The organism is Actibacterium sp. EMB200-NS6 (assembly GCF_001305615.1).
GTDB classification, from domain to species: Bacteria; Pseudomonadota; Alphaproteobacteria; order Rhodobacterales; family Rhodobacteraceae; genus Actibacterium_A; species Actibacterium_A naphthalenivorans.
This window is the reverse complement of the sequence record NZ_CP010869.1, coordinates 335,108-347,761: the sequence shown is the minus strand read 5'-3', so window position 1 is coordinate 347,761 and position 12,654 is coordinate 335,108. Positions and strand designations below refer to the sequence as shown.

The window sequence follows — 12,654 nt, the reverse complement described above, 5'->3', positions numbered from 1 at the left end:
CATCTACCGGAAGGACAGTATATGTTTTACAGAGACGAACGGCTCGCGCTGTTCATTGACGGATCAAACCTTTATGCGGCTGCGAAGGCGCTCGGGTTTGATATCGACTACAAGCTTCTGCGGCAGGAGTTCATGCGCCGTGGCAAGCTCCTGCGTGCGTTTTATTATACCGCATTGCTGGAAAATGACGAATATTCCCCGATCCGACCACTTGTGGACTGGCTGCATTACAATGGCTTTTCCATGGTCACCAAACCGGCCAAAGAATATACCGACAGCCAGGGCCGGCGGAAGATCAAGGGCAACATGGACATCGAGCTGACGGTCGACGCCATGGAGCTGGCGCCGCATGTCGATCACATCGTGCTGTTCTCCGGCGACGGCGATTTCCGCCCGCTGGTCGAGAGCCTGCAGCGCAAGGGGGTCCGGGTGTCGGTCGTATCGACGATTCGCTCGCAGCCGCCGATGATCGCCGACGAGCTTCGCCGCCAGGCCGACAATTTCATCGAGCTGGACGAGCTGCGCGATGTGATCGGGCGCCCGCCACGCGAACCGCGGGCCGATGCCCCGGTCGAGATGGCCGCCGAAGAGTAAACAGAAACCGGGGCCCCGCGCCCCGGTTTTCCGTTGCGGCCCCCTGGCACCACCAGCCCCGGGGGCTGGACCTTTGCATCGCTTCGCCCTAGGTCTTGCCGCGACAGGAGAGCGCCGATGCCCAAGCCCCCGCTGACCCTTTTCCTCGCCGCCCCGCGCGGGTTCTGCGCCGGCGTGGACCGCGCCATCAAGATCGTCGAACTGGCGCTGCGCAAATGGGGCGCGCCGGTGTTTGTGCGACACGAGATCGTCCATAACAAATACGTGGTCGACGGGCTGCGCGCCAAGGGCGCAGTGTTTGTCGAAGAGCTGGAGGAATGCCCCGACGACCGGCCGGTGATCTTCTCGGCCCATGGCGTGCCCAAGGCGATCCCGGCAGAGGCCGCGCGGCGGCACATGATCTATGTCGATGCCACCTGCCCGCTGGTCAGCAAGGTGCATATCGAGGCCGAGCGGCACCATGCCGCCGGGCTTCAGATGGTGATGATCGGCCACGCCGGGCATCCCGAAACCGTGGGCACCATGGGCCAGCTGCCCGAGGGCGAGGTGCTGCTGGTGGAAACCGCCGATGACGTCGCCGGGCTGCGGGTGCGCGACCCGCAAAAGCTCGCCTTCATCACCCAGACAACCCTCTCGGTCGATGACACGGCGGGCATCGTCGCGGCGTTGCGGGCGCGGTTCCCGGCCATCATCGGACCCCATAAGGAAGACATCTGCTATGCCACCACCAACCGGCAGGAGGCGGTGAAGGCGATTGCGCCGAAGGTGGATGCGATGCTGGTGATCGGTGCGCCGAACTCCTCGAATTCGCGCCGTCTGGTCGAGGTCGCGCGCTCGGCCGGCTGCGCCTATTCGCAGCTGGTGCAGCGCGCGGGCGAGATCGACTGGCGCGCGCTGGACGGGATCACCGCGCTGGGGCTGACCGCGGGCGCGTCCGCGCCCGAAGTGCTGATCGAGGAAGTGATCGACGCCTTTCACGACCGGTTCGATGTGACGCTGCAGGTGGTCGAAACCGCGCAGGAGAATGTCGAATTCAAGGTGCCCCGCGTGCTGCGGGAACCGGCCTGATGCGGCAGGCGGGAGCCAGGGCAGCATGAGCGGCGCCGACCAGACGACAGTGGCGGTCTACGACCAGCGCGCGGCGGATTACGCCGACATCGCGCTGACGCCGGACACGCGCGCGCGGCTGGACGCGTTCATCGCGGCGCTTCCCGCAGGCGGCAGCGCGCTCGACCTTGGCTGCGGGCCGGGCTGGGCCGCAGCCGCGATGCGCGACGCGGGCCTGACGGTTGCCGCGCTCGACGCCGCGCCGGCCATGGCCGAGGTCGCGCAGGCACGTTACGGGCTGTCTGTCACCGTGGCGACATTCGACGCGGTGACGCAAGTTGCGGCCTATGATGGCATCTGGGCCCATTTCAGCCTGCTGCACGCCCCGCGTGCCGATTTCCCTGCCCACCTCGCGGCGCTGCACCGTGCCCTGCGGCCCGGCGGGCAGCTTTTCCTCGCGATGAAGCTCGGCACCGGAGAGGGCCGTGACCGGCTTGACCGGTTCTACAGCTATTTCACCGCCGACGAGCTGCGGACGCATCTGCGCCGCGCCGGCTTTACCCTGACCGGAGAGCAGACCGAGGCCATCAAGGGCTTCGACGGTACCCGCGCCTCCGCCATCTACATGAGGGCCCATGCCTGAGTATTTTGCCTATACCGACGGCGCCTGCAGCGGAAACCCCGGACCCGGCGGCTGGGGCGCGCTGCTTCAGGCGAAAGAGGGGGGCCGCGTCGTGAAAGAGCGCGAGCTGTCGGGCGGCGAGGCGCAGACCACGAACAACCGGATGGAGCTTCTGGCCGCGATCAACGCGCTGGAAAGCCTGACGCGCGGCACCGCGATCACCATCGTGACCGATAGCGCCTATGTGAAGAACGGGGTCACGAGCTGGATCCACGGCTGGAAGCGGAACGGCTGGAAAACCGCGGGCCGGAAACCGGTGAAGAATGCCGAACTGTGGCAAAGGCTGGACGCGGCGCGCGAACAGCATGATGTGACCTGGGAATGGGTGAAGGGCCACGCCGGCCACCCCGAGAACGAGCGCGCCGACGCGCTGGCCCGCGCCGGCATGGCGCCTTTCAAGCGGCAGACGGGCGGCCAGCTTCGGATTTGAGTATTTTTGCCGAGAAGAACGGGGCAGGTCAGGGTTTGCGGATATAGGTCTGGTAGAGCCAGATCAGCAGCAGCGCGCCGAGTATGGCGCCGACGAAGCCCGCGGCGAGGCCTGTCAGCATCAGGATGAAGCGCAGCACCAGCCCGCCGATCAGCGCGCCGGCGATGCCGATCACGATTGTGGTGATGACATCTGTCTCGACCTTCATCGCCCGGGTGGCGATGAAACCGGCGGCGGCGCCGATGATGATCAGGAACAGCACATTCATGGCGCGACTATGCCTGTGCCGCCGGGATTTGGAAAGGTCAGTTCAGCCGGTCGGGCAGATCAATTCCGCGCAGGAATTCATCCGCGTCCATCGCCCGCCTGCCCGGCCGCTGCGCCTGCAGCACCTCGACCGCGCCTGTCCCGCAGGCGATGGTCAGCCCGCCCAGAACCTGCCCTGGCGTGCCGTCACCCGGCGCAACCCGTGAGCGCAGGAGCTTGACCCGCTCGCCGCCGATCTCGCACCAGGCGCCGGGAAAGGGCGACAGGCCCCGGATCTGCCGGTCGACCTCGACGGCGGGCCGGGCCCAATCCACCCGCGCCTCGGCCTTGTCGATCTTCGACGCATAGGTCACGCCCGCCTCGGGCTGCGGCTGGGGCACCAGTTCGGGCAGGCGCCGGAGCGCCTCGACAATCAGCCGCGCGCCCATCGCCGACAGCCTGTCGTGCAATTGCGCGGTGGTTTCCCCGGCCCCGATCGGCGTGGCCTCGCGCAGCAGCACCGGGCCGGTATCGAGCCCCGCTTCCATCTGCATGACGCAGATGCCCGTTTCCGCGTCGCCCGCCATGATCGCCCGGTGAATCGGCGCCGCGCCGCGCCAGCGCGGCAGGAGCGAGGCATGGATGTTGAGGCAACCATGCTCCGGCGCATCCAGCACCGGCTGCGGCAGGATCAGACCATAGGCCACCACCACCGCCACCTCGGCATTCAGCGCGGCGAACTCCGCCTGCGCGTCGTCGTTGCGCAGCGTCCTGGGGTGGCGCACCGGCAGACCCAGCTCCCGGGCTTTGGCCTGCACCGGGCTGGGGCGCTCTTTCTTGCCGCGTCCGGCGGGGCGGGGCGGCTGGCAGTAGACGCAGGCGATATCATGCCCGGCGGCCACCAGCGCCTCGAGCACCGGCACCGAGAACTCGGGCGTTCCCATGAAGACCACGCGCATCAGCGTTTTCCCATCTTGGCGAACCGCTTCAGCAAACGCTCGCGTTTGATCCGCGACAGGCGGTCGAAATACATCCGGCCATCCAGGTGATCGATCTGGTGCTGCACCGACGTGGCCCAAAGATTGACGAAATCCCGTTCCTCGATCACGCCCTCGACGTTCAGGAACCGAACCGTCACCGCGCGCGGACGGGTGACGACGGCGGAAACGCCGGGCAGATTGGGGCTCGCCTCTTCATGCGCGCGCGGCTGGGCCGAGGCATGCAGGATTTCTGGGTTGGCCAGCCGCACCGCCCGGCCCCGTTCCTGAGAGCAATCGACAACCGCGAGCCGCAGCATCACCCCGATCTGCGGCGCGCCCAGCCCATAACCGGGCATCGCATCCATGGTCTCCACCATATCGTTCCAGATCGCGCGAATCTCGTCGGTGATCCCGGCCACCGGGGCGGCGGGGGTTTTCAGCCGCTTGTCGGGCCAGGGGACGAAAGGCCGGACCGTCACGCCCGCGCCCGTTCCCGCTTCAGCTTGACCATCTTTCGGGTGATCATCTGACGCTTCATCGGCTTGAGATAGTCGATGAACAGCTTGCCGTTCAGATGGTCGATTTCATGCTGCACGCAGGTCGCCCACAGGCCCTTGAAATGCTCTTCGTGCTGTGCGCCGCTCGGGTCGATCCAGCGCACCTGCACCTCGGCGGGGCGGTCGACCTCGGCATATTGCTCGGGGATCGACAGGCAGCCTTCCTCATAGGTGTTCATGTCGTCCGACGCCCAGATGATTTCCGGGTTGAACAGGGCCATGGGGCGCGGCGCGGCGCCTTCTTCCTTGATGCAATCCATCACCAGCAGCCGCTTGAGCACGCCGATCTGCGGCGCGGCAAGGCCGATGCCCGGCGCATCATACATGGTTTCCAGCATGTCGTCGGCCAGCGCGCGCAGCTCTGCGGTGATCTCGCCGACAGGCTCCGCCACCGTTTTCAGGCGCGGGTCGGGATGGATGAGGATCGGTCGAATTGTCATGCGCAGGGATGTAGGCCAAGGCGCGGCATTTCGCAACGTCCGTTAGGGCTTGCACCCGCGCAAGCGTCGGCTAGCTTGATCGAAAAAGGAGACAGGCATGAATTTCGACGAGATCATCGATCGCCGCGGCACCCTTTGCGCCAAGTGGGACAAGATGGAGCAGATCTTCGGTGTCTCCGCCGATGACGGGCTGGCGATGTGGGTCGCCGATATGGATTTCCGCTCGCCCCAGTGCATTTCCGATGCGGTCCGCGCGCTGGCCGATGATGGCGTCTATGGTTATCTCGGCGTCGATGCGCCCTATCGCGATGCGATCTGCTGGTGGATGGAAAACCGCCACGGCTGGGCGGTCGATCCGTCATGGATTTTCGCCACGCATGGCCTCGTCAACGGCGTTGCCCTGTGCCTGAACGCCTTTACCGCACCCGGCGACGGGGTGGTGCTGTTCACCCCGGTCTATCACGCCTTCGCGCGGGTCATCGCCGCGGCGGGGCGCGAGGTTGTGGAATGCCCGCTGGCCGTCGAGGGCGGCCGGTATGAAATGGATTTCAGCGCCTATGACGCACAGATGACCGGGGCGGAAAAGGTCGTTATCCTGTGTTCGCCACACAACCCCGGCGGGCGGGTCTGGACTCGGGATGAGCTTCAGGGGGTTGCCGATTTCGCCAAGCGACACGATCTGATCATCCTGTCCGACGAAATCCACCACGATCTGGTGCTCGCGGGCGCGAAACACATCCCGATGGCGCTGGTGGACATGTCGGTGAAAGACCGGCTGGTGATGCTGACCGCGCCATCCAAGACCTTCAACATCGCCGGAAGCCACACCGGCAATGTCATCATCGAGGATGCGGATCTGCGCGCCCGCTTCGCCGATACCATGGCCGCGCTGGGGATTTCCCCCAACATGTTCGGCATTCAGATGACGACGGCGGCCTACAGCCCCGAAGGCGCCGAATGGGTGGACGCGCTGACCGCCTATCTGGCCGAGAATCAGCGGGTTTTCAACGCGGGCGTGAATGCCATTCCCGGCCTGTCGGCGATGGCGCTGGAGGCGACCTATCTGGCCTGGGTCGATTTCTCCGGCACCGGCATGGCGCCCGAAGAGTTCACCCGCCGGGTGGAGCAAGACGCGAAAATCGCCGCCAATCTGGGCACAACCTTCGGCACGGGTGGAGAGGCCTTCCTGCGCTTCAACCTGGGCATGCCGCGCACCCGCATTCACGACGCGGTGGCGCGGCTGGAAAAGGCCTTCGGGGACCTGCAATAAGCGGTGTGAACGCCGTTCAGCGCGTCAGATAAGCCACCGGCGCATCCGGGTCGCGCACAAAATCCAGCGGCGCCTTGTCGACGGCGGGGGTGTTTCGCTTGAACTCGAACAGCAACTCGCCCTCTTCCTGCGACGATGCTACGATCAGCGCCTGATAGAGGTGCCGCGTGCCATCATAGACATCGACCAGCCCGCGCAGATGCGGCGCGACATCGGCATCGAGCGCGAAGCCGCGCGACCAGAATCGCAGCACCGGATAGCTCTCGCCACCGGCACGCACCCGCAGGCGGTTCTTCTTTCTCAGCGCGGCCTTGCGCGCCTTTTCCAGACCCTCGCGGACCTCACTCGGCAGAAACTCGGACATGGCAGCATCCCTTCCGCGTCGAGGGTCGTCAAAAAGCCTCATTTCGTCAAGCAAACCCTTTTGCGGTTTCCGGTTTTTCACCAACGTGCGTTCATGCAGGGGATTAGCGCATTTTTGCCGGGTTTACCCAAGGTCTGCACAAACCTAGGTCAATCCCCGAAAAGGAGAGCGTGATGGGATATCTGGAAAACGGCACTTGGAACCCCGCCTGGTACGACACCAGGAAAAGCGGCGGCAGGTTCGAGCGCACGACGGCGGGGTTCCGCAACTGGATCACCCCCGACGGCAGCGCGGGGCCGAGCGGCACGGGCGGGTTTCCCGCCGAAAGCGGGCGCTACCATCTTTATGTTTCCTATGCCTGCCCCTGGGCCCACCGCACCCTGATTTTCCGGGCCCTGAAGGACTTGCAGGATCATATCAGCGTTTCCGTCGTCCACCCCGACATGCTGAACGACGGCTGGACCTTCGCAGCCGATTTCCCCGGCGCGACCGGCGATACGCTCTATGGCCTGCCCTTCCTGCGTGACATCTATACGAAAGCCGTGCCCGACGTGTCGGGCCGCGTCACGGTGCCGGTGCTCTGGGACAAGCAGCGCGAAACGATCGTCTCCAACGAATCGTCCGAGATCATCCGCATGTTCAACAGCGCCTTCAACGGGCTGACCGGCAACACAGGTGACTTCTGGCCCGAACCGCTGCGCGCCGGGATCGAAACGGTGAACGCCCGCGTCTACGACAAGATCAACAACGGCGTTTACAAATCCGGCTTCGCGACCACGCAAAGCGCCTATGACAGCGCCGTCACCGACCTGTTCGACGGGCTCGACTGGCTGGAACAGCGGCTTTCCACGCATCGCTACCTGATGGGCGACCGCGTGACAGAGGCCGACTGGCGGCTGTTCACCACGCTGGTGCGGTTCGATCCGGTCTATCACCTGCATTTCAAGTGCAACCGCAAGCGCCTGATCGACTACCCCAACCTCTGGGCCTATACGCGCGAGCTGTATCAATGGCCCGGCGTTGCGAACACTGTTCACTTCGATCATATCGTCCGCCATTATCACTTTAGCCACGACATGATAAATCCCAACCGCATCATTCCGATCAACCCGGTGCTCGACTGGGCGGCGCCGCATGGCCGCGAAACGCTGAAAGCCGCCTGAGCGGTTGCCAGCCCCCGCGACATCGCTAAGGTTCGCCGGACCTGAACCCGGAGAACCCGATGCGCCTGATCCTGCCACTCTTGGCCAGCCTTCTGTCCGCCCCGCTGGCCCATGCCGCCACCCCCTGCGGCGGCAGTTTCGGCAGCTTTCTGTCGGGCCTGAAGAAAGAGGCGGTGGCGATGGGCCACAGCCCCGCCAGCGTCGACCGCTTCCTGGCGCCCGTGCGACACGATCCCCGAACCCTGCGCGCCGATCGGGCACAGGGCGTGTTTCAGCTTGATTTCATCACCTTCTCGCGCCGGGTGATCAGCCAGAACCGCATCGACAACGGCAAGCGCAACGCCCAGAAATGGGCGCGGGTCTTCGACAGGATCGAGCGTGACTACGGGGTCTCGCGCGGGGTGCTTCTGGCCTTCTGGGCGCTGGAAACCGATTACGGCGCGGTGCAGGGCGATTTCAACACGCTCAATTCGCTGGTGACGCTGGCCCATGATTGCCGCCGCCCCGAACTGTTCCGCCCGCAGATCTTTGCCGCGCTCACCCTGTTCGAAAAGGGCGAGTTCGACCCGGCCACAACCACCGGCGCCTGGGCCGGAGAGATCGGCATGGTGCAGATGCTGCCGGGCGACATCCTGGAAAACGGTGTCGATGGCGATGGCGACGGCCATGTCAGCCTGAAGACCTCGCCGCCCGATGCGCTGATGTCGGGGGCGAACATGCTGCGCGATCTGGGCTGGCGCGCGGGCGAGCCGTGGTTGCAAGAGATCGTTGTGCCCCCGACCCTCGACTGGGCGAAGACCGGGCTGAACCACAAGATGCGCGTGGACGACTGGGCAAGGCTGGGCATCCGGCCGCGCACGGGCACATTCGGGCCGGGCAACCTGCCCGCTTCGGTGCTGTTGCCGATGGGGCGCAACGGGCCGGCCTTCCTCGCCTATCCGAATTTCGACATCTATTTCGAATGGAACAAAAGCTTCGTCTACGTCACCACCGCCGCCTATTTCGCCACCCGGCTGGAAGGCGCCCCGGTATTCAACGCAGGCACGCCCGAGCCGGGGCTGACCGGCCCGCAGTTGAAGGCGCTGCAGCAAAAGCTGACCGCGCACGGGCATGATGTTGGCGGGATCGACGGCATCCTGGGCGCCAAGACGCGCGACGCGGTTCAGGCAGAGCAATCGCGGCTGGGCCTGCCGGCCGACGCCTGGCCGACGCCGGCGCTTCTGAACCGGCTCTGACCCGCTGCTTGTCGGCCCTGACAGGCTTTCTCGCCCGCCCCGCGTCAGGCCACCAGCTGCTCGGCCTTTTTCAGATCCACCGACACCAGTTGGCTGACCCCCTGTTCGGCCATGGTGACGCCGAACAGACGGTCCATCCGGCTCATCGTCACGGCATGGTGGGTGATGACCAGAAACCGCGTGTCGGCGCGGTGGGCCATCTCGTCCAGCAGGTCGCAGAACCGGGTGACGTTGGCGTCATCCAGCGGTGCGTCCACCTCGTCCAGCACGCAGATCGGGGCCGGGTTGGCCAGAAACACCGCAAAGATCAGCGCCATCGCCGTCAGCGTCTGTTCACCGCCCGACAATAGCGAAAGCGTGGCCAGCTTCTTGCCCGGCGGCTGGCACATGATCTCCAGCCCCGCTTCCAGCGGATCGTCGGATTCCACCAGCACCAGCTTGGCCTCGCCGCCGCCGAAAAGATGCGTGAAGAGCAGGGAAAAATTGCTGTTCACCTGTTCGAACGCGGTCAGCAGGCGTTCACGCCCTTCGCGGTTCAGGCTGGCGATGCCGCTGCGCAGCGCCTTGATCGCCTCTTCCAGATCCCGCTTTTCATTGACCAGCGTGTCATGTTCCTCCTGCACCTCTTTCGCATCTTCCTCGGCGCGCAGGTTGACCGCGCCCAAGGCATCGCGCTGGCGCTTCAGGCGGTTCACGTCATGCTCGATACTCTCTGCCGACGGCATCCGCTCGGGATCGGCCTCCAGGCTTTGCAACAGCGCGTCCGGGGTAATGTCCTGCTCTTCCTCGATGCGCAGCGCGGCCTGGCTGACCGTGGCGCGGGCGGCATCGGCGCGCGCTTCGGCGCGGGCGCGGGCCTCGCGCGCCTCCGAGGCGGCGCGTTCGGTCTCGCGCTCGGCCACCGTCGCCTCGCGCAGGGCGGTTTCGCCCTCGGCCAGCGCATCGGCGGCCTTCTGACGCCGGGCCTCCGCCGCGGCGATGGCGCTCGCCAGTTCGGCGCGTTTGGCGGCGATCTCCTCCGGCGCGGCGGCGGCGCCTTTCAAATCGGCCTCAGAGCTTTCCTTGCGCTCGGCCAGCTCGCTGATGCGTTTGCCGGCCGTTTCCAGCCGGTGGCGCCAGCCGCTCAGCTCCTTCGTTACCTCCTGCCGGCGCTTCGTGCGCGCCTCACCCTCTCGGCGCAGCTCATCATGGGCCGAGCGTTTGGCGAGCATCGTCATCCGCGCCGCCTCGACCGTCATCCGCACATCTTCGACCTCGGCCCGGGCGCTGTCCAGATCGCCCAGTTCGGCCACCGCCGCCTCGGCCTCTTTCTGGCGGGCGCGGGCGGCCATCGCCTCTTCCTCGTGGCGGGCGACGGCCAGTTGCGCGCTTTCCAGCTTGGTTCCGGCGATCGAGCGATCGGCCTCCACCCGCGACAACGCCCGCCCGGTATCGGCCACCAGACGGTCGGCGTCGCGGCGGGCCTGGCGCGCCAGACGGTCAGCCTCGGTCAGGTCGGCCAGCCGCTTTTTCAGAACCTCATGCGCCTGCGCAGCACCGGCGGCGCGGGCGGCGGCCTCTTCCAGATCGCGCTTGAGCTCGACCAGGCGATTGAGCTGCTGCAGGCGCAGCGCGGCGGCGGAGGGCGCATCCTCGGCGCCGGCGCGAAACCCGTCCCAGCGCCACAGATCACCCTCGACGCTGACCAGCCGTTGCCCCGGCTTCAGATGCGGCTGCAGGCGCGCGCCATCCGCCGGATCGACCAGCCCGATCTGCGCCATGCGGCGGGCCATCACGCCCGGTGCGGTCACATGGGCCGAAAGCGGCGTGGCCCCTTCCGGCAACGGCTGCGACGCGTTGTAGCCGGGCAAAAGCACCCAGCCGGAGGGCGCGTCCGGCGTGATCTCGGGGATGCGCAGATCATCGCCCAGCGCCGCGCCGAGCGCCTTTTCATACCCCGGCGCCACCCGGAACCGATCAAGGATCTGGCCCCCTTCGGCCGTGTCGCGATCGACAAGCCGGGCCAGCGCCGCCACCTCGGCCCGCAGGGCGCTGGCCTCGCCCTCGGCCTCGGAATGACCGGCGCGGGCGTCTGCCTCGCGCGCCTGTGTGTCGGCGCGGGCCTGATCGGCCTGCACCAGCGTGGCCTCGGCGTTTTCGGCGGTGCGCACAGCCTCGGCCTGCGCCGCCTCGGCCGCCGCGACCTCTTCGGCCGATCGGGCAAGCGCCGCCTCGGCCTGCGCCACGGTCGCACGGGCGCGCCCGGCCTCGGCCTCGTTCTTGGCGAGCGTCCGGGTGACATCTTCCATCAGGCGATGCGCCGAATGGTGCCGGGCGGCCAGCCGCGCCACATCCTCCGTCAGGGCCGACAGAGCCGTTTCGCGGTCTTGCAGAACCTGCGCCGCCTCTTGCGCCGTCGCAGCGGCCGTCTCCAGCGCGGCGTCATGACCATCGCTCAGCTTTTCAAGCTGCGCCTGTTCCCATTCCAGCTTGCCGATGGTCTCACCGGCATCGCGGTTCAGCCCGGCCTCGCGCTCCATGTCGCGGGTGAGCTGACCGATGCGGGCGGTCAGGGTCTCGATGGTCTTCCGGGCGCGCGCCTCCTGATCGTTCAGCGTGTCGTGCTGCACCTGCAGACGTTGCAGCACGGCGGCGGCGATCGCCTCTTCCTCGCGGCGGGCGGGCAGCTTGTCATCTGCCTCCTGCCGCAGCTTCGCGGCCTGGCGCACCGCCGCCTCGGCCTGCGCCGCGGCCTTCGTTCGCTCGGTCAGTTCGGCCTCGGTGCCCGCGCGGGCCTCGTCGGCCTCTTTCCAGCGACGATAGAGCAACAGCCCCTCGGCCCTGCGCAGGCTTTCACCGATCTCGCGATAGCGGGCGGCCTGCCGGGCCTGCCGGGCGAGCTGCGTCAGATGGCCGGCAAGCTGTTCGACCACGTCATCCACGCGGGTAAGGTTGGCCTCTGCCCCCTTGAGCTTCAGCTCGGCCTCGTGTCGGCGCTGGTACAGGCCGGAAATCCCGGCGGCCTCTTCCAGAATGCGCCGCCGCGCCTTGGGCTTGGCGTTGATCAGCTCTGCGATCTGCCCCTGCCGCACCAGCGCCGGGGAATGCGCCCCCGTCGAGGCGTCGGCGAACAGCATCTGCACATCGCGGGCGCGAACGTCCCTGGTGTTGGCCTTGTAGGCCGATCCGGCATCGCGGGTGATCCGCCGCACGATCTCCAGCGCATCGTGATCGTTGAACCCGGCGGGCGCCAGCCGCTCGGTATTGTCGATGGTCAGACTGACCTCTGCGAAGTTGCGCGCGGGCCGCGTGGCGGCGCCGGCAAAGATCACATCCTCCATCCCGCCGCCGCGCATCGCGGTCGGGCGGTTTTCGCCCATCACCCAGCGCAGCGCCTCGAGCAGGTTGGACTTGCCGCAGCCGTTGGGGCCAACCACGCCTGTCAGCCCCTCGGCGATCACGAGATCGGTGGGGTCAACAAAGCTTTTGAAGCCGTTGAGTCTGAGGCGGGTAAAGCGCAACTGCGGGCGTCCGTGATTCCAAGAAGTCTCAAATCCTTTGGGTTGTGGCCCCGCAAGTCAAGCAAAGACCACCGTATCTGCGCGCCAATCGGCGGTTTTCCACAATATATCGATGAAACTCACGCATGTTGTTGGCTCGCTTTACG

General features: G+C 66.5%; 13 protein-coding genes. 7 read left to right on the top strand and 6 right to left on the bottom strand.

The window, feature by feature from the left end; translation table 11 throughout:
- Positions 1–21: 21 nt before the first annotated feature.
- The 4 genes from TQ29_RS01680 to rnhA all read left to right on the top strand — a co-directional run bounded on the left by TQ29_RS01680 (position 22) and on the right by rnhA (position 2,753).
- Positions 22–594 (top strand): NYN domain-containing protein, encoded by a 573-nt coding sequence (locus TQ29_RS01680; RefSeq protein WP_037210072.1) that lies wholly within the window; start codon positions 22–24, stop codon positions 592–594.
- Between the two features lie 117 nt (positions 595–711).
- Positions 712–1,662, top strand: coding sequence for a 4-hydroxy-3-methylbut-2-enyl diphosphate reductase (gene ispH / locus TQ29_RS01675; protein WP_054537776.1), 951 nt, complete (start codon positions 712–714; stop codon positions 1,660–1,662).
- A gap of 25 nt (positions 1,663–1,687) precedes the next feature.
- Positions 1,688–2,284 (top strand): bifunctional 2-polyprenyl-6-hydroxyphenol methylase/3-demethylubiquinol 3-O-methyltransferase UbiG, encoded by a 597-nt coding sequence (locus TQ29_RS01670; protein ID WP_054537775.1) that lies wholly within the window; start codon positions 1,688–1,690, stop codon positions 2,282–2,284.
- Positions 2,277–2,753 carry a ribonuclease HI gene (rnhA, locus tag TQ29_RS01665; RefSeq protein ID WP_054537774.1) on the top strand — a complete coding sequence of 159 codons (477 nt, stop codon included), beginning with the start codon at positions 2,277–2,279 and terminating at the stop codon, positions 2,751–2,753. Before TQ29_RS01670 ends, rnhA begins: the two co-directional genes overlap by 8 nt.
- A gap of 28 nt (positions 2,754–2,781) precedes the next feature.
- Here the strand turns inward: rnhA and TQ29_RS01660 are convergent, their stop codons facing one another.
- The 4 genes from TQ29_RS01660 to def (TQ29_RS01645) are packed head-to-tail and all read right to left on the bottom strand — an operon-like array spanning position 2,782 to position 4,976.
- The gene (locus tag TQ29_RS01660) at positions 2,782–3,021 is read right to left on the bottom strand and encodes a GlsB/YeaQ/YmgE family stress response membrane protein (protein WP_037211293.1); all 240 of its coding nucleotides are present in this window, start codon (positions 3,019–3,021) and stop codon (positions 2,782–2,784) included.
- 37 nt (positions 3,022–3,058) lie between these two features.
- A complete protein-coding gene (gene fmt / locus TQ29_RS01655) occupies positions 3,059–3,958 on the bottom strand; it encodes a methionyl-tRNA formyltransferase (protein ID WP_054537773.1) in 900 nt (299 codons plus the stop codon).
- Positions 3,958–4,458 carry a peptide deformylase gene (gene def / locus TQ29_RS01650; protein WP_054537772.1) on the bottom strand — a complete coding sequence of 167 codons (501 nt, stop codon included), beginning with the start codon at positions 4,456–4,458 and terminating at the stop codon, positions 3,958–3,960. The genes fmt and def (TQ29_RS01650) overlap by 1 nt, the downstream gene beginning before the upstream one ends.
- Entirely contained in the window at positions 4,455–4,976 is a 522-nt protein-coding gene (def, locus tag TQ29_RS01645; RefSeq protein WP_054537771.1) for a peptide deformylase, read from the bottom strand. Before def (TQ29_RS01645) ends, def (TQ29_RS01650) begins: the two co-directional genes overlap by 4 nt.
- 97 nt (positions 4,977–5,073) lie before the next feature.
- Between def (TQ29_RS01645) and TQ29_RS01640 the strand changes: the two genes are divergently transcribed.
- Positions 5,074–6,246, top strand: a complete 1,173-nt coding sequence (locus TQ29_RS01640; RefSeq protein ID WP_054537770.1) for a MalY/PatB family protein — start codon at positions 5,074–5,076, stop codon at positions 6,244–6,246.
- A gap of 16 nt (positions 6,247–6,262) precedes the next feature.
- Here TQ29_RS01640 and TQ29_RS01635 read toward each other — a convergent pair whose 3' ends face one another.
- Entirely contained in the window at positions 6,263–6,610 is a 348-nt protein-coding gene (locus tag TQ29_RS01635) for a hypothetical protein (RefSeq protein ID WP_054537769.1), read from the bottom strand.
- 173 nt (positions 6,611–6,783) lie between these two features.
- Between TQ29_RS01635 and TQ29_RS01630 the strand changes: the two genes are divergently transcribed.
- Together TQ29_RS01630 and TQ29_RS01625 are read left to right on the top strand one after the other, a co-directional pair.
- Complete coding sequence (locus TQ29_RS01630) at positions 6,784–7,773, top strand: glutathione S-transferase family protein (protein WP_054537768.1); 990 nt, start codon at positions 6,784–6,786, stop codon at positions 7,771–7,773.
- Positions 7,774–7,832: 59 nt separating this feature from the next.
- Positions 7,833–9,008 (top strand): lytic murein transglycosylase, encoded by a 1,176-nt coding sequence (locus TQ29_RS01625; RefSeq protein WP_054537767.1) that lies wholly within the window; start codon positions 7,833–7,835, stop codon positions 9,006–9,008.
- A gap of 44 nt (positions 9,009–9,052) precedes the next feature.
- Here the strand turns inward: TQ29_RS01625 and TQ29_RS01620 are convergent, their stop codons facing one another.
- The gene (locus TQ29_RS01620; RefSeq protein WP_054537766.1) at positions 9,053–12,508 is read right to left on the bottom strand and encodes a chromosome segregation SMC family protein; all 3,456 of its coding nucleotides are present in this window, start codon (positions 12,506–12,508) and stop codon (positions 9,053–9,055) included.
- Positions 12,509–12,654 lie beyond the last annotated feature (146 nt).

Coding starts and splice junctions, on each gene's coding strand:
- TQ29_RS01680 (WP_037210072.1), top strand. CDS start 22: ATGTTTTACAGAGACGAACGGCTCGCGCTGTTCATTGACGGATCAAAC.
- def (WP_054537771.1), bottom strand. CDS start 4,976: ATGACAATTCGACCGATCCTCATCCATCCCGACCCGCGCCTGAAAACG.
- fmt (WP_054537773.1), bottom strand. CDS start 3,958: ATGCGCGTGGTCTTCATGGGAACGCCCGAGTTCTCGGTGCCGGTGCTC.
- TQ29_RS01635 (WP_054537769.1), bottom strand. CDS start 6,610: ATGTCCGAGTTTCTGCCGAGTGAGGTCCGCGAGGGTCTGGAAAAGGCG.
- ispH (WP_054537776.1), top strand. CDS start 712: ATGCCCAAGCCCCCGCTGACCCTTTTCCTCGCCGCCCCGCGCGGGTTC.
- TQ29_RS01640 (WP_054537770.1), top strand. CDS start 5,074: ATGAATTTCGACGAGATCATCGATCGCCGCGGCACCCTTTGCGCCAAG.
- rnhA (WP_054537774.1), top strand. CDS start 2,277: ATGCCTGAGTATTTTGCCTATACCGACGGCGCCTGCAGCGGAAACCCC.
- TQ29_RS01625 (WP_054537767.1), top strand. CDS start 7,833: ATGCGCCTGATCCTGCCACTCTTGGCCAGCCTTCTGTCCGCCCCGCTG.
- TQ29_RS01630 (WP_054537768.1), top strand. CDS start 6,784: ATGGGATATCTGGAAAACGGCACTTGGAACCCCGCCTGGTACGACACC.
- TQ29_RS01670 (WP_054537775.1), top strand. CDS start 1,688: ATGAGCGGCGCCGACCAGACGACAGTGGCGGTCTACGACCAGCGCGCG.
- TQ29_RS01660 (WP_037211293.1), bottom strand. CDS start 3,021: ATGAATGTGCTGTTCCTGATCATCATCGGCGCCGCCGCCGGTTTCATC.